The sequence below is a fragment of the Chryseobacterium sp. IHB B 17019 genome (assembly GCF_001456155.1).
Lineage (GTDB): Bacteria > Bacteroidota > Bacteroidia > Flavobacteriales > Weeksellaceae > Chryseobacterium.
In genome coordinates this window covers 2,838,219-2,860,069 of sequence record NZ_CP013293.1, presented here as the reverse complement: position 1 = coordinate 2,860,069, position 21,851 = coordinate 2,838,219, and the positions used below count along the sequence as shown (strand labels likewise).

18 protein-coding genes and 1 tRNA gene are annotated in these 21,851 nt (G+C 36.5%); 17 read left to right on the top strand and 2 right to left on the bottom strand.

The window, feature by feature from the left end:
* Positions 1–52 precede the first annotated feature (52 nt).
* The 17 genes from ATE47_RS13165 to ATE47_RS13085 all read left to right on the top strand — a co-directional run bounded on the left by ATE47_RS13165 (position 53) and on the right by ATE47_RS13085 (position 17,876).
* Positions 53–123: transfer RNA gene (locus tag ATE47_RS13165), tRNA-Trp, on the top strand.
* A gap of 12 nt (positions 124–135) precedes the next feature.
* Complete coding sequence (gene secE / locus ATE47_RS13160; protein WP_039369543.1) at positions 136–342, top strand: preprotein translocase subunit SecE; 207 nt, start codon at positions 136–138, stop codon at positions 340–342.
* 21 nt (positions 343–363) lie between these two features.
* On the top strand, positions 364–906 hold the full coding sequence (gene nusG, locus ATE47_RS13155; protein WP_062162405.1) for a transcription termination/antitermination protein NusG: 543 nt from the start codon (positions 364–366) through the stop codon (positions 904–906).
* A gap of 365 nt (positions 907–1,271) precedes the next feature.
* Positions 1,272–2,135 carry a hypothetical protein gene (locus tag ATE47_RS13150; RefSeq protein WP_062162404.1) on the top strand — a complete coding sequence of 288 codons (864 nt, stop codon included), beginning with the start codon at positions 1,272–1,274 and terminating at the stop codon, positions 2,133–2,135.
* A gap of 245 nt (positions 2,136–2,380) precedes the next feature.
* On the top strand, positions 2,381–2,824 hold the full coding sequence (rplK, locus tag ATE47_RS13145) for a 50S ribosomal protein L11 (RefSeq protein WP_062162403.1): 444 nt from the start codon (positions 2,381–2,383) through the stop codon (positions 2,822–2,824).
* Between the two features lie 11 nt (positions 2,825–2,835).
* Positions 2,836–3,528 carry a 50S ribosomal protein L1 gene (gene rplA, locus ATE47_RS13140; RefSeq protein ID WP_062162402.1) on the top strand — a complete coding sequence of 231 codons (693 nt, stop codon included), beginning with the start codon at positions 2,836–2,838 and terminating at the stop codon, positions 3,526–3,528.
* Between the two features lie 17 nt (positions 3,529–3,545).
* Complete coding sequence (rplJ, locus tag ATE47_RS13135) at positions 3,546–4,139, top strand: 50S ribosomal protein L10 (RefSeq protein ID WP_062162401.1); 594 nt, start codon at positions 3,546–3,548, stop codon at positions 4,137–4,139.
* Positions 4,140–4,185: 46 nt separating this feature from the next.
* Positions 4,186–4,554, top strand: a complete 369-nt coding sequence (gene rplL, locus ATE47_RS13130) for a 50S ribosomal protein L7/L12 (RefSeq protein ID WP_042721315.1) — start codon at positions 4,186–4,188, stop codon at positions 4,552–4,554.
* Positions 4,555–5,192: 638 nt separating this feature from the next.
* Positions 5,193–9,014, top strand: coding sequence for a DNA-directed RNA polymerase subunit beta (gene rpoB / locus ATE47_RS13125; RefSeq protein WP_062162400.1), 3,822 nt, complete (start codon positions 5,193–5,195; stop codon positions 9,012–9,014).
* 122 nt (positions 9,015–9,136) lie between these two features.
* Positions 9,137–13,402, top strand: coding sequence for a DNA-directed RNA polymerase subunit beta' (gene rpoC, locus ATE47_RS13120; RefSeq protein WP_062162399.1), 4,266 nt, complete (start codon positions 9,137–9,139; stop codon positions 13,400–13,402).
* A 92-nt stretch (positions 13,403–13,494) separates the two neighbouring features.
* Positions 13,495–13,800, top strand: a complete 306-nt coding sequence (locus ATE47_RS13115; protein WP_034723398.1) for a DUF3467 domain-containing protein — start codon at positions 13,495–13,497, stop codon at positions 13,798–13,800.
* Between the two features lie 270 nt (positions 13,801–14,070).
* Positions 14,071–14,721: a Crp/Fnr family transcriptional regulator gene (locus ATE47_RS13110; RefSeq protein ID WP_062162398.1), complete on the top strand. Its 651-nt coding sequence runs from the start codon at positions 14,071–14,073 to the stop codon at positions 14,719–14,721.
* A gap of 123 nt (positions 14,722–14,844) precedes the next feature.
* Positions 14,845–15,687, top strand: coding sequence for a DUF5777 family beta-barrel protein (locus tag ATE47_RS13105; protein WP_062162397.1), 843 nt, complete (start codon positions 14,845–14,847; stop codon positions 15,685–15,687).
* A 1-nt stretch (position 15,688) separates the two neighbouring features.
* Positions 15,689–16,039 carry a c-type cytochrome gene (locus tag ATE47_RS13100; RefSeq protein WP_082632599.1) on the top strand — a complete coding sequence of 117 codons (351 nt, stop codon included), beginning with the start codon at positions 15,689–15,691 and terminating at the stop codon, positions 16,037–16,039.
* 11 nt (positions 16,040–16,050) lie between these two features.
* Positions 16,051–16,596, top strand: a complete 546-nt coding sequence (locus ATE47_RS13095; protein ID WP_062162395.1) for a YceI family protein — start codon at positions 16,051–16,053, stop codon at positions 16,594–16,596.
* Positions 16,593–17,120 carry an ankyrin repeat domain-containing protein gene (locus ATE47_RS13090; RefSeq protein WP_062162394.1) on the top strand — a complete coding sequence of 176 codons (528 nt, stop codon included), beginning with the start codon at positions 16,593–16,595 and terminating at the stop codon, positions 17,118–17,120. The genes ATE47_RS13095 and ATE47_RS13090 overlap by 4 nt, the downstream gene beginning before the upstream one ends.
* A 3-nt stretch (positions 17,121–17,123) precedes the next feature.
* Positions 17,124–17,876, top strand: coding sequence for a T9SS type A sorting domain-containing protein (locus ATE47_RS13085; protein ID WP_062162393.1), 753 nt, complete (start codon positions 17,124–17,126; stop codon positions 17,874–17,876).
* 168 nt (positions 17,877–18,044) lie between these two features.
* Here the strand turns inward: ATE47_RS13085 and ATE47_RS13080 are convergent, their stop codons facing one another.
* Together ATE47_RS13080 and ATE47_RS13075 are read right to left on the bottom strand one after the other, a co-directional pair.
* Positions 18,045–18,398: a hypothetical protein gene (locus ATE47_RS13080; protein ID WP_062162392.1), complete on the bottom strand. Its 354-nt coding sequence runs from the start codon at positions 18,396–18,398 to the stop codon at positions 18,045–18,047.
* Positions 18,398–21,844 carry a DUF6443 domain-containing protein gene (locus tag ATE47_RS13075; RefSeq protein ID WP_062162391.1) on the bottom strand — a complete coding sequence of 1,149 codons (3,447 nt, stop codon included), beginning with the start codon at positions 21,842–21,844 and terminating at the stop codon, positions 18,398–18,400. The genes ATE47_RS13080 and ATE47_RS13075 overlap by 1 nt, the downstream gene beginning before the upstream one ends.
* Positions 21,845–21,851: the final 7 nt, after the last annotated feature.

Sequence of the window (21,851 nt, the reverse complement as noted above, 5' to 3'; positions counted from 1 at the left end):
TTAAAATAATAAAGCTTCCGTAAGGAACTTCTTTACGGAAGCTTTTTAATCTACGGGCATCGTCCAATGGTAGGATACCGGTCTCCAAAACCGTTGATCAGGGTTCGAGTCCTTGTGCCCGTGCAAATAACAAATATGAGTTCATTTATCGATTTTTTAAAAGGTTCTTATAACGAATTCAGACATAAAGTTGAATGGCCGAAATGGGCTGATCTGCAGTCTTCTACAATTGTCGTAACGATTGCAACAGTTATTTTGGCATTATTTACTTTTGGAGTTGATGAATTGTTTTCTAAAGCAATCAGCAACATAATAGGAATGCTAATCAACTTGTTCAATTAATAATAAAAGTATTTTCCCACAATGAGCGAATTGAAATGGTATGTGCTGAAAGCAATCAGCGGTCAGGAAAATAAAGTGAAAAACTATATTGAGGCAGAAATCAAACGTTTAGGGTTTGAACAGTATGTTACTCAAGTGGTTATTCCTATGGAAAAGGTCATCCAAGTTAGAAACGGTAAAAAAGTTCCTAAAGAGAAACCTTACTATCCTGGATACTTAATGGTTGAAGCTGATCTGATGGGAGAGATTCCTCACGTTATAAAGAACATTCCTGGAGTTATTTCTTTTTTAAGTTTAACGAAAGGTGGTGATCCTGTTCCAATGAGAAAGTCTGAAGTAAACAGAATGCTTGGAAGAATGGATGAACTTTCTGAATTTGCAAGCGATGTTGAAATCCCTTATGTTGTAGGTGAAAACGTTAAAGTAATTGACGGACCATTCAACGGATTCAACGGAACAGTTGAAAAAATTCTTGAAGATAAAAAGAAAATTGAGGTTTCTGTACTGATTTTCGGTAGAAAAACTCCAATGGAACTTAGCTATATGCAAGTCGAAAAAGTTTAAAAAAAATATTTATCATATAAAACCGCTCTTTGAGCGGTTTTTTTTGTTGCTGTATTCTTTAATTTAAGTGAGTCTACGTTTAATCCAAGAAAAAAATTCATTAAAATATAAATATTGTAAAATGTTTTATTGAATTTTAAAATTCACTTTAATTTGAAAATTATTCTTTAATCAATTTTTTTCCTTATTCATTTTCTGAGGATAAATCAAGATTTGTTTATATCTATCTTCATTATGTATGTTTTTATTAATTATTTTAATCAATGGGAATTAGTCTTAGTAGATTTAAAAGAATATTTCTGCAATGATTATTTGATTAAATATTCTTGATTTCTATTTTTGTCAGAGTTTTAAATCAAACAAGGATGAATAAAAAATTACTTTTAATTATTTCAATATTTTCTTCAAGCTTATTCTTTGCACAAGTAGGGATTAATACTCCTAATCCTCAAGGAATGTTTCATATTGACGGAGCTAGGGACAATCCTAAAACCGGAATCCCTTCTATTGTTCAACAGTCTAATGACTTTACAGTAGCTGTAAATTCGGGAGTGGGACAGGGTACAATATCTGTCGGAATAGGAACTACAGTTCCTACGGAGCGTCTGGATGTTGTGAATGGAAATGTTAGAATAAGAGACATTAATAATAATGTAGGGTTGGGATCGGACAGACTGTTGGTAGCTGATAATAATGGGGTAATTAAGGTTGCTGGGGGAGATGCATTTTCAGTTAATAATTCCGGAAACAGAATTTTAAGTGCTACAGCTGGAGCAACGCTATCTGCTGACAATGACTGGAATGACAATGAATTTACAACCCTGAAATTAGATGAGCAATATGATTCTATGAATGCATACAACCCGCTTACAGGAGAATTTGTGGTTCCTAAAGACGGACTGTACTTTATGTATGGAGTATGTGGGTTTATCACTCCTGCAGAAGGTTCGGGTAGTTTTGACGGTACTTCAGGTGATGCTTTCACGGCGTTGGTGGTAGATGGAGGACGCGTTTCCACTTCTCACAACGTTATATACAGAGGGACAAAAAATCCGGGTATGGCTGCAAGTTTATTCTTTTTGGTTACTAATTCTACATTATGGCTGAAAGCGGGGCAAAAAGTAGCCTTACAATTCCTGACATTTGGTACAAGTAATATGGTTGGCTCTTTGAGTGACTTAAAAATAGATAAAACTTCATCAAAATTAATAATCAACAAGATTCTATAAAAAATTACAATTTTTTTTTCAACGTGTGTCCTTCCTTATCAGATCTTTGATTGGGAAGGTTTTTTTATATATTTAAATGTATTTCTTTAAAACTTTCTAAAAATCAAGGATATCCATTTGCTATTTCAAAAATTTTTTATACTTTTGCAATCCGAAAAGTAGGTTAGCCTAATGTGAGAATGGGGTAACCTGCTGAATAATAATGCTTCCAAACTCATTAATTATTCAAATTTAAAAAACAAACAATGGCTAAGAAAGTCTTTAAAATGGTAAAGCTTCAGGTGAAAGGAGGGGCAGCAAACCCGTCTCCACCAGTAGGTCCAGCTTTGGGTTCTGCAGGTGTTAACATCATGGAGTTTTGTAAGCAATTTAACGGGAGAACCCAAGATAAGCCAGGGCAAGTTTTACCTGTAGTAATTACAGTATACGAAGACAAATCTTTTGAATTCGTTATTAAAACTCCACCTGCAGCGATCCAGTTGATGGATGCCGCTAAAATCAAGGGAGGTTCCGGTGAACCAAACAGAAACAAAGTAGGTTCTGTATCTTGGGATCAGGTAAAGAAAATCGCTGAAGATAAAATGGCAGACCTTAACTGCTTTACAATGGATTCAGCTATTTCTATGGTTGCAGGTACAGCAAGATCTATGGGATTAAGAGTAACAGGAACTAAACCAACTAACGCTTAAAACTTATTGAAATGGCAAAATTAACAAAAAAGCAAAAAGAAGCTTTAAGCAAAGTAGAAAAAGGAAGGATTTATAACCTTTCTGAAGGTTCAGCTCTAGTGAAAGAAGTAAACACTGCAAAGTTTGATGCTTCTGTAGATATCGCTGTAAGATTAGGGGTAGACCCAAGAAAGGCAAACCAAATGGTAAGAGGTGTTGTATCTCTTCCTCACGGTACTGGTAAAGATGTTAAAGTATTAGCTCTTGTTACTCCAGATAAAGAAGCTGAAGCTAAAGCTGCTGGTGCAGACTATGTAGGTCTTGACGAGTATTTAGATAAAATCAAAAGCGGTTGGACAGATGTTGACGTTATCGTTACTATGCCAGCTGTAATGGGTAAATTAGGACCTTTAGGTAGAGTATTAGGACCAAGAGGTTTAATGCCAAACCCTAAATCAGGTACTGTAACAATGGAAATTGGTAAAGCAGTAACTGAGGTGAAAGCTGGTAAAATCGATTTCAAAGTAGATAAATATGGTATCATCCATGCTGCTATCGGTAAAGTATCTTTCGATGCTGATAAATTAAGAGAAAATGCTCAGGAATTAATTTCTACATTGATCAAAATGAAACCGACTGCTGCTAAAGGAACTTATGTAAAAAGCATCTACTTGTCTTCTACAATGAGCCCGGGTATTGCAATTGATACTAAATCTGTTAACTAATATAAATCCTTAAGACAATGACAAAAGACCAAAAAGTTGTAGCAATACAAGAGATCAAAGACTTGCTTCAGGATGCAAAAGTAGTATACGTAGCAGATCTAGACGGATTGAACGCTGCTAAGTCTTCAGAATTCAGAAGACAGGCTTTCAAACAAAATATCAAAGTAAAGGTTGTAAAAAATACACTTTTACAAAAAGCAATGGAGCAGATTGAAGGAGTAGATTACTCTGAAATGTTCCAGACTTTCAAAGGAAACTCTGCATTAATGATCGCTGAGACTTCAAACGCTCCTGCAAAATTAATCAAAGATTTCAGAAAGAAAGAAGAGAAGCCGGCTCTTAAGTCTGCTTTTGTTCAGGAAACTTTCTATGTTGGTGACAACAATCTGGACACTTTAGTAAATATCAAGTCTAGAGAAGAAATGATCGGTGAAATCATCGGATTACTTCAGTCTCCAATCCAGAGAGTTGTTTCTGCTCTTCAAAACAAACCTGAAACAGTAGAAGCTAAAGCTGAAGAAGCTGCACCTGCTGTGGAAGAAACTCCTGCTTCTGAAGCTCCGGAAGCTCCTGCTACAGAAAGCACTGACGAAACGCCAGCTGCTGAATAATTACACTCAAAAAATTAAATAAATAATCAACAAAAACATTACAACAATGTCAGATTTAAAAAATTTAGCTGAAACGCTAGTAAACCTAACAGTAAAAGACGTAAACGAATTAGCTACTATCCTTAAGGATGAGTACGGAATTGAGCCAGCTGCTGCTGCTGTAGTAGTTGCTGCAGGTGGTGCAGGTGAAGCTGCTGAAGAAAAGACTGAATTCGACGTAATTCTTAAGTCTGCAGGTGCTTCTAAATTAGCTATCGTTAAATTAGTAAAAGATTTAACTGGTGCTGGTCTTAAAGAAGCTAAAGATATCGTAGATGGTGCTCCTGCTCCAATCAAAACTGGTATCTCTAAAGACGAAGCTGAAGCTCTTAAGAAGCAATTAGAAGAAGCTGGTGCTGAAGTAGAATTGAAATAATTCTAGTTTACCAAAAATATGAAGCCTGGACATTGTCCGGGCTTTTTTTATTCCCCAATGCAGATTATAATTTTTAAGGAGCTTAATCCCGCTATCCGCACTCGCTATTTTGTATTTTTAGGTTGCGGCGGCTTTGCCGCCGCAACCTAAAAATACAAAATGAGCTCAAACAAATGCTCCTATCGGGGCTAGGATGTCTGTCGGTAAAACAAGATCAATTTAAATTAAATTCAAGGAATAGCAAATTCAAAATTCGCAAAACAAATTATCAAGTCAAATGTTGTAAATGTGGATAAGTTTTTGTATCTTTGCTCCTCTTTTGGCGCGAATAATTGTTTATAAATCTGTAAAATATTGAAAATCAACTCTTTCATGTAAAATCAATGAAAGGGATTTCTTGTATATGGATAGCATCCAATTCTGCCTCAAAAGTAATAAAAATATTTTGCATTACACTGTGAAAAGATATACCAGTGTTGCAGTTAGGAATTAGATTGTAAGAATAAAGAACAAAGAATAAAGATTATTTCTAATAGCGCCAAACATTTGAAATCTTTTCTCTTTTTCAATTCTCTATTATCTTCTCCTGATATTTTTTAATGAATCAAAATATTTTTTAACCCTTTCTTAAAAGTTTTATGAGTAAAACAACATCAACAACTAGGGGAAATCAGAGAGTTAATTTCTCTTCAGCGAAAGGAAAAATCATCACTCCGGACTTTTTGGATATCCAGATTGAGTCTTTTAGTGAATTTTTTCAGCTTGATACGCTTCCTGAAGACAGAAGAGACGAAGGTTTGTATAAGACTTTCCAAGAAAATTTCCCAATTACCGATTCTAGAAACCAGTTTGTATTAGAGTTTTTAGATTACCTGGTAGATTCTCCACGTTATTCAATCGACGAGTGTGTGGAAAGAGGATTGACCTATTCAGTTCCTCTAAAAGCAAGACTTAAATTGTATTGTACAGACCCTGAGCACGAGGATTTCCAGACTGTTGTTCAGGATGTATACTTAGGCCCGGTTCCTTACATGACGCCTAGTGGATCTTTCATCATCAATGGTGCTGAGAGAGTTATCGTTACGCAGCTTCACCGTTCACCTGGTGTATTCTTCGGACAGACTTACCACGCAAACGGAACCAAATTGTACTATTCAAGAATTATTCCTTTCAAAGGATCTTGGATGGAATTTACAACAGATATCAACAGCGTAATGTACGCGTATATCGACCGTAAGAAAAAATTACCATTAACTACCCTTTTAAGAGCTATCGGTTACGAATCTGATAAGGATATCCTTCAGATCTTCGACCTTGCTGAAGAAGTAAAAGTTTCTAAAGCTGCCCTTAAAAAAGTAGAAGGAAGAACATTGGCTGCGAGAGTATTGAACACTTGGTTCGAAGACTTCGTAGATGAAGATACAGGAGAAGTAGTTTCTATCGAAAGAAACGAAATCATCCTGGATAGAGAAACAATCCTTGAAAAAGAACATTTAGATCTTATCCTGGATGCTGGTGTGAAATCTATTTTGATTCACAAAGAAAACAGTAACGAATTCTCTATCATCCAGAATACATTACAAAAAGACCCTACCAACTCTGAAAAAGAAGCGGTAGAATACATTTATCGTCAGTTAAGAAATGCAGATCCGCCAGATGAGGAAACAGCAAGAGGAATCATTGAAAAATTATTCTTCTCTGAGCAAAGATATTCATTAGGTGAAGTAGGACGTTACAGACTAAACAAAAAGTTAGGTCTAAACATCCCTACTACAACTGAAGTTCTTACAAAAGAAGATATCATCGCGATCGTAAGACATTTGATCGAGCTTGTAAACTCTAAAGCAGAGGTTGATGATATCGACCACTTATCAAACAGAAGAATTAAAACTGTTGGTGAGCAATTAGCAGGACAGTTCGGTGTTGGTCTTTCAAGAATTGCAAGAACAATCAAGGAAAGAATGAACGTTAGAGATAACGAAATCTTTACTCCGCTTGACCTTGTAAATGCGAAAACTTTAACATCTGTAATCAACTCGTTCTTTGGTACCAACCAGCTTTCTCAGTTCATGGACCAAACCAACCCACTATCAGAAATCACGCACAAGCGTAGACTTTCTGCACTAGGGCCTGGAGGTTTATCAAGAGAAAGAGCAGGTTTCGAGGTTCGTGACGTTCACCATACTCACTACGGAAGAATTTGCCCGATTGAAACTCCGGAAGGACCAAACATCGGTTTGATTTCATCTTTAGGTATTTATGCTAAAATCAACAGATTAGGTTTCATCGAAACACCATATAGAAAAGTAGCTGATAGTAAGATTGATCTTACCGCAGATCCTATTTATCTAAATGCTGAAGATGAAGAATCTAAAGTAATTGCTCAGGCAAACGTTGAATTAAGTGATAATGGTGATTTCTTAACAGACAGAATCATTGCAAGATTGGATGGTGACTACCCGGTAGTTGAGCCAAGCCAGGTTGACCTTATCGACGTTGCACCAAACCAGATTTCCGGTATTTCAGCTTCATTAATTCCATTCCTGGAGCATGATGATGCGAACCGTGCATTGATGGGATCAAACATGATGCGTCAGGCAGTTCCTCTATTGAAGCCACAGGCTCCAATCGTAGGTACAGGTCTGGAACAACAAGTTGCAAAAGATTCTAGAATTTTGATCAATGCTGAAGGTACAGGTACTGTAGAATATGTAGATGCTGACAAAATCGTTATTAAATATGAAAGAAGCGAAGACGAAGATTTAGTACAATTCGAATCCGCTACTAAAACATATAACTTAACTAAGTTCAGAAAAACCAACCAAAGTACAACAATTACCCTAAGACCAAACGTAAGAGTAGGTGATGTAGTGGAAAAAGGACAGGTACTTTGCGACGGTTATGCTACCGAAAACGGAGAATTGGCTCTTGGTAGAAACTTAGTGGTTGCCTTCATGCCTTGGAAAGGATACAACTTCGAGGATGCAATCGTAATCAACGAAAAAGTTGTACGTGAAGACTGGTTTACTTCAATCCACGTGGATGAATATTCTCTTGAAGTTCGTGATACCAAATTAGGTATGGAAGAGCTTACAGCAGATATTCCGAACGTTTCTGAAGAAGCTACGAAAGATCTTGACGAAAACGGTATGATCAGAATCGGTGCCGAAGTGAAGCCTGGAGACATCATGATCGGTAAGATCACTCCAAAAGGTGAATCTGACCCTACTCCTGAAGAAAAGCTTCTTAGAGCAATCTTTGGTGACAAGGCCGGTGATGTGAAAGATGCTTCATTGAAGGCTGACTCATCATTAAGAGGTGTTGTGATCGACAAGAAATTGTTCTCAAGAAACATTAAAGATAAAAAGAAGAGAACTGAAGAAAAACTTAAGCTTGAAGAGATTGAAAATACTTATAAAGCTAAGTTTGATGATTTGAGAAATACTTTAATTGAAAAATTAAATACACTGGTAAGCGGTAAAACTTCTCAGGGCGTGAAAAATGACCTTGATGAAGAAATTATCGGTAAAGGTGTGAAGTTCACTCACAAATTATTGACATCAGTTGAAGATTATGTAAACGTTAGCGGTTCAGACTGGACGGTAGATAACGATAAAAATGAATTAATCAAACAGTTAATTCACAATTACAAAATCAAGTACAACGATATTCAAGGAGTTAAAAACCGTGAGAAATTCGCAATTTCTATCGGGGATGAGCTTCCTGCAGGTATCATGAAATTGGCTAAAGTTTACATCGCTAAGAAACGTAAGCTGAACGTAGGGGATAAAATGGCGGGACGTCACGGTAACAAAGGTATCGTTTCGAGAATTGTTCGTGAAGAAGATATGCCGTTCCTTGAAGACGGAACACCGGTTGATATCGTATTGAATCCACTTGGGGTACCTTCCCGTATGAACATCGGACAGATTTATGAAACAGTTCTTGGATGGGCTGGTCAGAAATTAGGTCTGAAGTTCGCTACACCAATCTTCGATGGAGCTACTCTTGATCAGATTACTGAATATACAGAAAAAGCAGGTCTTCCTAAATTCGGTCATACTTACCTTTATGATGGTGGTACTGGGGAAAGATTTACTCAGGCTGCAACAGTAGGTATTATCTATATGTTGAAGCTAGGTCACATGGTTGATGATAAGATGCACGCACGTTCTATCGGACCTTACTCGTTGATTACTCAGCAGCCGTTAGGAGGTAAAGCTCAATTCGGAGGTCAGAGATTCGGAGAGATGGAGGTTTGGGCTCTTGAAGCATTCGGAGCATCAAATATCTTGAGAGAAATCCTTACTGTGAAGTCGGATGACGTGATTGGTAGAGCGAAAACTTATGAAGCAATTGCAAAAGGTGAATCCATGCCTGAACCAGGTATTCCGGAATCATTCAACGTATTACTTCACGAGTTACAAGGTCTTGGATTAGACGTAAGATTGGAGGAGTAAGATATCAGATGTCAGACACAAGATGTCAGACTATGACGCTCTAAGAATTTTATAATCCTTGAATTTGGAATGATGATTTCGTCTGAAATCTGAAATCTGAAATCTAAAATCTAAAAAAAATTATGTCAAATAAAAATAAATCAAGTAGATTTAATAAAATAACCATCGGTTTAGCTTCACCGGAATCGATTCTTCAGGAATCGAGAGGGGAGGTTTTAAAGCCGGAAACTATTAACTACAGAACTCACAAACCTGAAAGAGACGGGTTATTCTGTGAGAAAATTTTTGGTCCTGTAAAGGATTACGAATGTGCTTGTGGAAAATACAAGAGAATTCGTTACAAAGGGATCGTTTGTGACCGTTGTGGAGTAGAAGTTACTGAGAAAAAAGTAAGAAGAGAGAGAATCGGGCACATCAACCTTGTAGTTCCAATTGCGCACATCTGGTATTTCCGTTCTTTACCAAACAAAATCGGATACCTTTTAGGAATTCCTTCTAAGAAATTAGATATGATCATCTACTACGAAAGATATGTGGTGATCCAACAGGGTATTGCTAAAAAATTAGACGGTTCTGATTTTGAGCACATGGAATTCTTAACAGAAGAAGAGTATCTTGATATCATGGAAACTCTTCCTATTGAGAACCAGTATCTTGATGATTCTGATCCAAACAAATTCATCGCCAGAATGGGTGCTGAAGCTGTTGAAGATCTTTTAAAAAGAATCGATCTTGATGCATTGTCTTTCGATTTAAGACACAAAGCTCACAATGAAGGTTCAAAACAAAGAAGAACTGAGGCTTTAAAAAGATTAAATGTTGTAGAAGCATTAAGAGGTGCTAATACAAGAATGATCAACAAGCCTGAGTGGATGATTATGCGTGTGCTTCCAGTAATCCCACCAGAACTAAGACCATTAGTTCCGTTGGATGGTGGACGTTTCGCAACTTCCGATTTGAATGACCTTTACAGAAGAGTTATTATCAGAAACAACCGTTTGAAGAGATTATTGGAGATCAAAGCTCCAGAAGTAATCTTGAGAAACGAGAAGCGTATGCTTCAGGAATCAGTAGATTCATTATTCGATAATACAAGAAAATCTTCAGCCGTAAAATCTGAATCAAACAGACCATTGAAATCGCTTTCTGATTCATTGAAAGGTAAGCAGGGGCGTTTCCGTCAGAACTTATTAGGTAAAAGGGTAGATTACTCGGCGCGTTCGGTAATTGTTGTAGGTCCAAACTTACAACTTCACGAATGTGGTATTCCTAAAGATATGGCTGCGGAATTGTACAAACCGTTTATCATTAGAAAACTAATTGAAAGAGGGATTGTAAAAACAGTAAAATCTGCAAAGAGAATTATTGATAGAAAAGAACCAGTAGTATACGATATCCTTGAAAACGTGATGAAAGGTCACCCGGTTTTATTAAACAGGGCACCTACGCTTCACAGACTGGGTATTCAGGCTTTCCAACCTAAGATGATCGAAGGTAAGGCAATCCAGCTACACCCGTTGGTAACAACAGCATTCAACGCCGATTTCGATGGTGACCAGATGGCGGTACACTTACCGTTAGGCCCTGAAGCGATCCTTGAAGCTCAGTTATTGATGTTAGGTTCTCAAAATATCTTGAACCCTGCAAACGGTTCTCCAATTACGGTACCTTCTCAGGACATGGTTCTTGGTCTTTATTTCATGACTAAAGAATTGAGCTCTACAGAAGATATGAAAGTAAAAGGTGAAGGTCTTGCATTCTATTCTCCTGAGGAAGCGGAAATCGCTTATGCAGAAGGTAAAGTTTCTTTAAATGCTAAGGTAAAATGTAGATTACCTGTAAAAGAAGACGGAGAATTAGTAACAAGATTGATCGAAACTACAGTTGGTAGAATTCTATTCAACCAAATCGTACCTAAACAATCAGGATATATTAATGAGCTTCTTACGAAGAAATCATTAAGAAACGTTATCGGTAAGATCCTTGCTGATACAGACTTCCCTACAACTGTGAAGTTCCTGGATGCAATGAAAGACTTAGGATATTCAAATGCATTCAAAGGAGGTCTTTCATTCTCATTAGGAGACATCGTGGTTCCTGTTGAGAAAAAGCAGATGATTGCTACTTCAATTGAAACTGTAGACGAAATTAGAGCCAACTACAACATGGGTCTTATTACGGATACAGAACGTTATAACCAGGTAATCGACGTTTGGACAAACACCAACGCAGGATTAACTGAAATGATCATGAGCAGAATGAAAACCGATCAAGGTGGGTTCAACTCTGTATATATGATGCTTGACTCTGGAGCGAGGGGTTCTAAGGAACAGATCCGTCAGTTATCAGGGATGAGAGGTTTGATGGCAAAACCGCAAAAAGCCGGTTCTACCGGAGCGGAAATTATCGAAAACCCGATCCTTGCAAACTTTAAAGAAGGTCTTTCCATCTTAGAATACTTTATCTCTACCCACGGTGCCCGTAAAGGTCTTGCGGATACCGCTCTTAAGACTGCCGATGCTGGTTACCTTACGAGAAGATTGGTAGACGTTGCTCAGGACGTTATCGTTACAGAAGACGACTGTGGAACTTTAAGAGGTACAGAAGTTACTGCACTTAAGAAAAATGACGAGATCGTTGAAAGAATTTCAGAAAGAATCTTAGGTAGAGTTTCTCTTCATAATATCTATGACCCGGAATCTGATGAATTAATCATTGAAGCAGATCAGGTAATCAATGAAGAATTTGCTAAAAGAATCGAAGAGGTTGGATTAGAAGCTGTTGAAGTTCGTTCACCACTGACTTGTGAAGCTAAAAAAGGAATCTGTGCAAAATGCTACGGTAGAAACTTAGCTACTGGTAAAACAATCCACATGGGTGAAGCGGTAGGTGTAATTGCTGCTCAGTCTATTGGGGAACCGGGAACTCAGCTTACGTTGAGAACTTTCCACCAGGGTGGGGTTTCAACCAACGTATCTGAAAACCCTTCAATTGTTGCCAGAAGAGACGGTATCGTAGAATTGGATGAAGTAAGAACAATTACTTCTGAAGATGAAAGCGGAAACACTGCTGAAGTAGTGGTATCTCGTACAACAGAATTTAGATTAGTTGCTGATAATGAATCAAGAACTCCATTGATGATCGCAAACGTACCTTACGGTTCGATATTAGCGGTGAAACCTGGAGATAAAGTGAAAAAAGGCGATGTGATCTGTTCATGGGATCCTTACAACGCGGTAATCATTGCTGAAACTGCTGGTAAGGTTGAATATGAAGATATCATTCAGGGTATTTCATTCCAGCTTGAAATTGACGAACAGACAGGATTCGAAGAGAAAGTAATCTCTGAATCCAGAAATAAGAAAGCCGTACCTACTTTGAAAGTGGTAGATTCTAAAGGAGTTGAACAAAAAGGTTACAACTTACCGGTAGGAGCCCACTTAATGGTAAACGATGGTGAAAAAATTAAGGCTGGTAAAGTCTTAATCAAAATCCCGAGAAAATCTGCAAAAGCAGGGGATATCACCGGAGGTCTTCCGAGAGTTACCGAATTATTCGAAGCAAGAAACCCTTCAAACCCGGCGGTTGTTACAGAAATCGATGGGGTAGTTTCTTACGGGAAAATTAAGAGAGGTAACCGTGAACTTATTGTTGAGGCTAAAACTGGAGAGAGAAAAATTTATTTAGTTAAATTATCAAACCAGATCTTAGTTCAGGAGAATGACTTCGTAAGAGCCGGTTCGCCGCTTTCTGACGGATCAATTACTCCGGAAGACATCTTAAGAATTAAAGGTCCAACTGCGGTTCAGGAATATTTAGTAAATGAAATTCAGGAAGTTTACCGTCTACAAGGGGTAAAAATCGACGACAAGCATTTCGAAATCATCGTAAGACAGATGATGACTAAAGTATCAATCGTTGATGGAGGTGATACTCAGTTCCTTGAAGGAGCTCTTGAGCACAAATACGATTTCTTGGAAGAAAACAACAGAGTATTCGGACTTAAAGTGGTTACTGAGGCTGGTGATTCTAAAATCTTCAAGCCGGGACAGATGATTACAGCAAGAGAATTAAGAGACGAAAACTCCAAGCTTAAGCGTGAAGATCAGAAATTAGTTGAAGTAAGAGAAGCTTTACCTGCTACAGCAACGCCTGTACTGCAAGGTATTACAAGAGCAGCTCTTCAGACGAAATCATTCATGTCTGCAGCATCGTTCCAGGAAACAACTAAGGTTCTGAACGAAGCAGCAGTTGCCGGTAAGGTAGATTACCTGAGCGGTCTTAAAGAAAATGTAATTGTAGGACACAGAATTCCTGCAGGTACAGGTCTTAAGGAATATCAGAATGTGATCGTAGGTTCTAAAAAAGAATTCGAAGATCTTAACTAAAATTAATAATTTGAAATTTGAGGATTGAAATTATTTTTATACTTTCACATTCTCAAATTTCGAATTTATTTAAAATATAATATACAATAACAATGGACAACAATCAAAATCCACAAGACGGAAACATCAACATCGAATTAAACGAAATGGTAGCTGCAGGAGTTTACGCTAATTTAGCTTTAGTAAACCACTCTCCATCTGAATTCGTAGTAGATTTCATCCAATTAATGCCGGGTGTACAACAAGCTAAAGTAAGATCAAGAATCATTCTTGCTCCTCTTCACGCTAAAAGAGTATTAAGCGCTCTTCAACAAAACATCGCAAACTACGAGCAACAATTCGGAGAAATCAAAGAAGTTGAGCCTTTCGTATTAGGTGGAAACAACGTACAAGCGTAAGATTTTCTTAACAATATAAGAACAATGCCTCAATTTAATTGGGGCATTTTTTGTGCTTTAAATTTTAATTAAAGTTAAATCAACAGCATAAAAATTCCCCTTCTCTGGAGGGGTGGCGAAAATTCAAAATGAATTTTTGACGGGGTGGTCTAAACATTCAGCAAAACATAAAAAATCATTCAGTTCTCATTAAATAAATTTAATAGATAAAAAATAACCGTATGAATTATTCAATTTTATATATTTGTTTTTGGATATGATATAACAGATATGATAAATAATAAATTTATTCTTAATAAATTCGGCTTTTTGGGTGAAGACTTTTCAAAAGAGCTCAACCAACATGCATTGATAACGGATATTAAAGCAAAAACCGAAATTATTACCGAAGGGCAAAAAGTACGGTATGTTCCTTTTTTAATAAAAGGCTCCATTAAAGTGTATTCTTTAAATGACGGAAGAGAGTTAATTTACTATTACGTAAGACCGAATGACAGCTGTCTGATGACTTTTTCATCAATTTTTAGTGATTATACGAGCAAGGTTTACGCGATGGCAGAAGAAGATTCGGAAGTAATGCTGATTCCTGCTTCTGTATTGCATGACTGGCTGATCCGTTTTCCTGAAATCAATAAGCTTTTTTATAACGAGTATGATAAAAGGTTTACCGATGTCATGAATATGGTAAATGACGCCGTTTTTCATAAACTTGATAAAAGAATTGTAAATTATATCAAACAACAGATATCAGTCACAGGGCAGAATCCCATCAAGCTTACCCATCGTGAAATTGCAAGTAATTTAGGCACATCCAGAGAAGTTGTGAGCAGAGTTTTGAAAAAAGTGGAAAATGAGGGAGAAATTATTCAGACCAAGGAGGGCATAAAAATACCTGTAAATGAAAATGTTAGACAAGGCTAATAAAAATTGTTTACTTATTTTAAAACTTTAATTGATAAAAACAATTTAGTCGGTGACTTTTATCACGCGATTTTGCAGTCATAAGTCTATATGTTTGTTATACTAATTTAATTAAAAATGTGTATGACAAAAACTCTCTTATTTTTGTCAATATTTGTCTCAGGTCTTGCTTTTGCACAGGAGGACCTACTGAAGGATATTGACACAATTCAAACAAGTACCGAAACTTCCCAGCCCGCTTTTAAAGCATTACAGATTGTCACAGGGCAATCCACAAAACTAACGGCAAAAAATGAATGGTACATCGTCGTAGCACACCGTTTTGGAGATGTAAGCCACGGCTTCAAAGAATTCTTTGGACTGGATGATGCTTCTACCAAGCTAGGAGTAATCTACGGTGTGACAGATGGGCTTTCATTAAGTCTTTCCAGAGAAACCAACATGAAAACTTTTGAAGGTGCTGCAAAATATAAGTTAGTAAAGCAAAGTGAAAAATTTCCTGTTGATATTGTAGGATATAATGTTTTGGCTGTAAATACTGATCTCAGCAAGGACAATTATCCGCATCTTCAGTTCGGAGACAGGCTTTCTTACCTTACCCAGGCTTTAATTTCGAGAAGATTCAGCGACAAATTTTCTTTACAATTAACACCATCTTATGTTCACAAAAACCTATACGAGCCTAATATTGAAGATAAAAACCAATTTCTGACAGGATTAGGAGGCCGTTATAAAATTTCAAAAAGAATTTCCATCAATGCGGAATATTTTGTGAATTTCGACAATCACAGTTTTTATAAAAATCCACTGTCATTAGGGATGGATATAGAAACCGGGGGACACGTTTTCCAGCTTTTATTTACGAATTCCCAACTTAATTCAGACATCGGTTATCTTACCAATGCTACCGGAAAGTGGGAAAAAGGACAGATTTTCTTTGGTTTTAATCTTTATAGAGTTTTTTAATATGAGGAAGTTAATTTATATATTTTCATCGGTGGTTTTGTTGATTGCTTGTGAAAGTAGAACCTATGAAGAGATCTCAGACAATACGCCAATTGCTGAGCAGGTAACTTATGCAAAAGATGTGAAACCGATTATTGAAGCCAACTGTATTGGATGCCACTCCGCGGGCGGCCCAGCTTCTTTCCAGCCATGGACAAGCTATGATCAGGTAAAAACTCACATTGATAATATTTTGGACAGAATACAAAGGCCAAACGGCGATCCTCTGAAAATGCCTCAGGGCGGAAGTTTATCACCATCACAAATTAATATTTTCACCAAATGGAAAGCCGACGGGCTTATCGAAAATTAAAAAAGAATTATATGAAAAAGCTAGTATTACTTATTATGTCGTTGCTTTTTGCCAATCTTGCTTTAGCACAAAAATATATGACTAAAACAGGAAAAGTAACGTTTGAAGCATCCGTACCCTTATTTGAGGATGTTTTTGCGCAGGATGACAACAATGTGGGGGTCATTAATGCTGATACGGGAGATTTTGCTTCGGTTTCCGTGGTTAAAAATTTCCATTTTAAAACAAAATTAATGGAAGAGCATTTCAACGAAAGTTATGCCGAAACCGCAAAATATCCTAAAGCTACTTTTACAGGTAAGATTGTAAATTTTGATAAAAATAAACTTTCTTCAACTCCACAGAAATATACTGTTCAGGGAACATTAAATTTTCATGGAGTGAATAAGGCTTATACTTCAAATGCTAATATTCATACCAAAGACGGGAAAATTTATATGACCGGAGGTTTTGTTGCAAGACCTGCAGATCATAATGTAACAATCCCGAAAATGGTTACCAAAAAGATTGCAGAAAGTGTGAATGTTCAATATACTTATGTACTGTTAAAACAATGAAAAAGTTGATTTTAATGATAAGTATTTTCCTGAGTTTTACATTTGTATCTGCTCAGGAAAAAGCAAAATCGATTTTTGATATTGCCAGAACCGGTACTGTAACTGAAGTAAAAGAACTGATGAAACAGAACCCGGATATTATCAATCAAACTAACGATAGCGGATTTTCACCACTTATTCTGGCATGTTACAGAGGCAACGTGGAAGTGGCTAAGTTTTTAATGGATAATGTGAAAGATATTAATTATAAAAGCCAGGAAGGAACTGCATTGGCAGGGCTATCGGTGAAGTATAATAAGGATTTGGTAGAGCATATTCTAAAGAAAAATGCGAATCCGAATCTCGCGGATACTACAGGATCTACTCCTTTATTTTGGGCTGTAAAATTTGGTAATAAAGAACTAATCGAGCTATTACTAAAATACAAAGCTGACAAAACTATAAAAGATTCTCAAGGAATGACTCCTTTTGAATATGCCTTACAAACAAACAATAAAGAAATCATCAACCTCTTAAAAAATTAAAATATGAAAAAAGTTTTACTAACATTATCAATGGCTCTTGCAACTTCTCTCGGAGCCCAGTTTTTTTCCTCAGGAACAGTGAGTCTAGGCTCAACCGGAATGACTGTAAAGTTGGTAACATCACCAACTGAGGCTACTTTAACCTTAATTGGCCCAGACAATTCATTTATGGGAATCGGATTTGGGAGTAGCGGAATGGCAGCAGGTGCGGACGGATTTATTTATAATTCTACTGCTAATAGAGATTATAGTTTTAATGGAGTTGGCGCTACCCCGTCTGCAGATGCAGCTCAAGACTGGACTGTAACATCTAATACAACTAGCGGAGGAACAAGAACAGTAATTGCTACCAGAAGTTTAGCAGGCGGAGCAGGAGATACAGCAATACCAAACGCTGCGGGACCTTTCGGAATTTTCTTTGCAAAAGGTAATAATACTTTGACTATAAGCAATCATGGAGCAGGTAACAGAGGATATGCTACCTTAAACATGGCAGGAGTTTTAGGAACAAATGACTTCGCTCTCGAGAGTAAAAAGGTTGTTCTTTACCCTAATCCCGCCAAAGAAACCGTTAGCTTCAAAAATGCTGATAAAATAAAATCAGTTGATATTTTTGAATCTACAGGAAGAAAAGTAAGATCTATAAAAATGAATGGAAACGAAATCAATGTTTCTGATTTGAAATCCGGAAATTATTATTTTGAAATTACTTTGAAGGATGGATCGACTTCTTTTGAGCAGTTGATTAAGGAGTAGATTACAGGAGCTGGATAATACTTGCTACTTTATAGTGCTGAAAACTTAAAATATTACTGTATTATAGTTCTGTTCCATATACAAAACAGAACATTATAACAACAAAACCCACCGCAATTGCGGTGGGTTATTTTTATCTACGCAAAGTCTCAGACTTTGCGTAGCAGGTTAAGGATTTGGCAATTCCAAATCTTTCATATCTTCATAATTAAGATTTAAAACTTTATTAGGATTTTTTATTGTAATGTTCAATGATCCTTTGGGTTTTATTATTGAATCTCCTATATTAATTTGATTTTCCCATTCCCTATAAATTATAATACTATCTTTTTTATATACAATATAAGGGATACCATGATTATTATAATCAATAAATTTTCTAATTACAATAGAATATATATTCTCATTTTTTATTTTTTCTAAATAAGAATTTTCACTAGAATGAGGAAGTATAAAATTATAAATAACAATAATTAAAAAAGCAACCGAAATTAACAACATGTTTAAACTTTTTCTATTCATTATTTTCTTTTTAAATTAATAAATTGAGTATGAGTCCTAGCAAGTGACGCTCCAATTGATGGTTTTCCAAAACCATATGTAACTCCAAAAGTAGTATATCCTCCATCATATCTTCCAGCTTGCATTAGATTATAATCTTTCCCAGATCCAACAAAATTATTTGTTGCTGAAGACGCCCCTAAGACAAATCCCCCGCCGTATCCTAAACTTACGCTATTACCAAATCCTTGAAAATCTCTTCTAGCATTAAATAATGTTTCCGGATTAGAGGCTTTAATAGCATTAAAATCAGCGCTAAAGCCTGCAGAAACAGACATAGACCATCCCACAGAATAATATAGTTTACCACCAAAAGTTCCAGTATCCGCATCTGCTACATATCCAAGGCTACCCGTAACTCCAAAAGGTCCCATCAACTGTTTCGTATAAGAAATTTGAGCCGATAAACCACTCACACTTGTTGCAGAAGAAGTAATCGTCTCTCCATTAATCGTAGTAATAGAGTTATTATTTTCAGCATGGGATAGTGTGAAGCTGTTATCTCCTGTTTTTTCTGTTGCAGAACCATTTAAATGTAGATAATACATTCTATCTTGACCATTATAAGATTCGCCAAATTGATATCTTTTACCTAAATGTTTATAACCCTTAATTTCCTTATTTGAATCTTTCCATTCATAATTACCCGTCTTAAGATTTTGATACCAATCTGATGGTGAAGTGCTATCATTTATTAGGTCACCCATTGTTATAAATTGATCTGGTTTTCTCCCATCCGGATCAACAAATCGAATGGGATTATTAAAAGCATAATTATATGGACTGTGTCTTGTCATCTTCTCTGCCAGCGGATCAACCACACCCCATCTACCTAAGTCAGGCATATAAAACCTTGCTCCATAATCATACATTCCTGTCTCCTGCAATTCTTTGCCATTATACTTATACTGATAACTAGGATTTCCAGCTAATCCATTATATCCTTCATGTTTTAATCCAAAAGGATAATAATTATTTTCTTCAAGAACTTCTACTCCCGAACCATTATTAAAATAGCTGATTCTTATATTTCCTAAATGGTCTGTATAGTTGTAAATATACTTATTATTTTCAAAATTAAAATAACCTTCGGAGGTAGGGGAAAACTTCAATACAGCATTCTCATATTGGAAACCATCCAAATAATCGGTTATTTTACTGCCAAAAATTTTCTTTACTTTTCCACCATCGGCTCTATAGATATAAGAGGTATTTCCCAGTGATGAGGTAATTTGTTTCGGTAAATTCTGATAGTTGTATTGGATTAAAGAAATTCCTTTATCCAAATGGTTGGTCATATTACCATTGACGTCGTAAGATATTGTACTTCCGCCTAATGGATAACCTGAATTATTCTGTGATGCATCTGAAACTGTGATAAGCCTGTTTCCTGCATAGGTATAAATGAGCTCATCGATTTGCTGAGCCGTAGTTTGGGGAGCGACAGGTTTTCCCATTCGGACCAATCGGGTGATATTCCCATTTAAATCATAGTTATAATATTCATGGAAATATCCTACCCATACAATAGAGGAATTAGGTTCCAGATAATATCCTCCTACCAGACGATTAAGAGGATCGTATTCATAATTATATCTTCTTAAAACATCATCTTGTGAGCTTTTCCAGTCTATCTCCGAAATGTTTCCATTATATTGTGGAATCCAACCACCAGATTGTGGATTCTGATACTTCATTTCATATCCGTACAATTTCCCACTCAAATTTGCAGGATCATTGATCTTGGTCATCCAGCCCCTGATATTGTAAGCATAATCAACACTCTGCAAAGGACTGGAAGGAGTTGTTCCTCCTACTTTTTTATTTGTAATCTGAGAAATCTCATTATAAGTATTCTGGGCTAGATATTCAACGGGATTTGTATCTATCTGATGAGTATGTGATAATAACCTATTCTGATGATCATAAGTGAAATTTTCTGTAATGATTTTGTCTGCATCACCATTTAGTCTCTTATGTCTGGTAATACTTTGCTGAACTGCTCCTGCAAAATCAAGTTTGGAATCTACCTTGGTTCTTCCACCCAAATGATTAATGGAATAAGACCCGATTGCTCTTCCTTTTTTATCGTAATAGGTGTAATTCTTCGTCCAGTTATCATCTTCAATATTCTTTACCAGACTCATTACAGGAAGGCTTTTCGTGCTAACACCTAATGTATTCGGAGTTTCAGTTAATGGTGCTTCACCAAATATATCTGTTGGGAAAGAAGGGTTAAAATAGTATCCAGGATAAGAGTCATAATAATTAATACTTAAAATATTAGTAATACTTGAAGTGAAATACGTGTTGGAATAATAAATAGTCATTCCGTTTTTTGTAAATCCTGTAGAATCTCTTGATTCGGTAATACTCAAATCATTAACTATATTTTGCCAGGTTATTCTATCTCCTCCAGAATTGACAATCCCTGTATAAACGATTCTTCCAAAACTGTCATATTTTGTAAACAGCCACTTGCCTTGAGATTTAAGGTTTGTGTCCTGATTCATCACTAATTGATCAGCCTTGTTATACACCATATATTCCCAGCCTTTGCCCGGAAGCTTCTTTTCAACCAATCTGTTCCTGCCGTCATATATATACTGATAGCACAAATCATTAAGCACCGTATTAGGATCTGCTGCTAAAGTAGCCAACGGCGGAATTACAAACGCCAATTGATTGTAATCGTTATAAACGTAATAAGTGTCAACATTTTCTGTTCCGTTCACTTTCCTTACCAGCAAAACCTGTCCCCGTCCGTTTTTGAATTCTATAGTCTGGTTGCCATCTTCGTCTGTAACCGTGTTTTTATACAACTGGCCTGCTGCATATCCTGTTGAAGAAAGGCTAAGGCTTGATGTAAATGTAGTATAATTAAATGTTGCTATATATTTCTTTACTTCACCATCAATATTAGCATCGTAGCCAAATTGTACAGGTTTGGTTTGCCATGCCGATCCAACTTGTTTCTGTTGCAAAACCCTATCCAGAGGTGAGTTTTCCAATACTTTCTCGGAAAATGCTTTTTCATTGATATAGGTATTGGTGGGATCTCCAATAGGAAAATCTACTAAACCCTGTGTTTGAGAATATATTGCTCCATTATTTGTTCCCTGCTGTGGTACGGGAAGATAATCTCTGGTCTGACGCCCAAATCCATCATAAATAATTGGACTGACAACGTCTTTCCCCAGTGGTGATGCTTTGATATTAACCACTTGTTTGGGTCTTCCTAAACCATCGAAATACTGTACGGTTTCTGAAGTTTTGGTAGGCGTGGTTCCGTTATAATCTAAATAGGTTTTTGAATAAACGTAATTTTCCGTGGAACTTGACTGGTTTTGGGCATAAGCAAAACCTGATACCAATAAAGTTCCTATAGGAATTAAGATTTTTTTCATCAGTTTA

Excerpts from the sequence above, each read along its gene's own strand:
- ATE47_RS13105 (WP_062162397.1), top strand. The coding sequence starts at position 14,845 with ATGACAAAAACTCTCTTATTTTTGTCAATATTTGTCTCAGGTCTTGCT.
- rplL (WP_042721315.1), top strand. The coding sequence starts at position 4,186 with ATGTCAGATTTAAAAAATTTAGCTGAAACGCTAGTAAACCTAACAGTA.
- ATE47_RS13095 (WP_062162395.1), top strand. The coding sequence starts at position 16,051 with ATGAAAAAGCTAGTATTACTTATTATGTCGTTGCTTTTTGCCAATCTT.
- rplJ (WP_062162401.1), top strand. The coding sequence starts at position 3,546 with ATGACAAAAGACCAAAAAGTTGTAGCAATACAAGAGATCAAAGACTTG.
- secE (WP_039369543.1), top strand. The coding sequence starts at position 136 with ATGAGTTCATTTATCGATTTTTTAAAAGGTTCTTATAACGAATTCAGA.
- rpoB (WP_062162400.1), top strand. The coding sequence starts at position 5,193 with ATGAGTAAAACAACATCAACAACTAGGGGAAATCAGAGAGTTAATTTC.
- ATE47_RS13150 (WP_062162404.1), top strand. The coding sequence starts at position 1,272 with ATGAATAAAAAATTACTTTTAATTATTTCAATATTTTCTTCAAGCTTA.
- rplK (WP_062162403.1), top strand. The coding sequence starts at position 2,381 with ATGGCTAAGAAAGTCTTTAAAATGGTAAAGCTTCAGGTGAAAGGAGGG.
- ATE47_RS13075 (WP_062162391.1), bottom strand. The coding sequence starts at position 21,844 with ATGAAAAAAATCTTAATTCCTATAGGAACTTTATTGGTATCAGGTTTT.
- rplA (WP_062162402.1), top strand. The coding sequence starts at position 2,836 with ATGGCAAAATTAACAAAAAAGCAAAAAGAAGCTTTAAGCAAAGTAGAA.
- ATE47_RS13085 (WP_062162393.1), top strand. The coding sequence starts at position 17,124 with ATGAAAAAAGTTTTACTAACATTATCAATGGCTCTTGCAACTTCTCTC.
- ATE47_RS13115 (WP_034723398.1), top strand. The coding sequence starts at position 13,495 with ATGGACAACAATCAAAATCCACAAGACGGAAACATCAACATCGAATTA.
- ATE47_RS13110 (WP_062162398.1), top strand. The coding sequence starts at position 14,071 with ATGATAAATAATAAATTTATTCTTAATAAATTCGGCTTTTTGGGTGAA.
- ATE47_RS13080 (WP_062162392.1), bottom strand. The coding sequence starts at position 18,398 with ATGAATAGAAAAAGTTTAAACATGTTGTTAATTTCGGTTGCTTTTTTA.
- ATE47_RS13090 (WP_062162394.1), top strand. The coding sequence starts at position 16,593 with ATGAAAAAGTTGATTTTAATGATAAGTATTTTCCTGAGTTTTACATTT.
- rpoC (WP_062162399.1), top strand. The coding sequence starts at position 9,137 with ATGTCAAATAAAAATAAATCAAGTAGATTTAATAAAATAACCATCGGT.
- nusG (WP_062162405.1), top strand. The coding sequence starts at position 364 with ATGAGCGAATTGAAATGGTATGTGCTGAAAGCAATCAGCGGTCAGGAA.
- ATE47_RS13100 (WP_082632599.1), top strand. The coding sequence starts at position 15,689 with ATGAGGAAGTTAATTTATATATTTTCATCGGTGGTTTTGTTGATTGCT.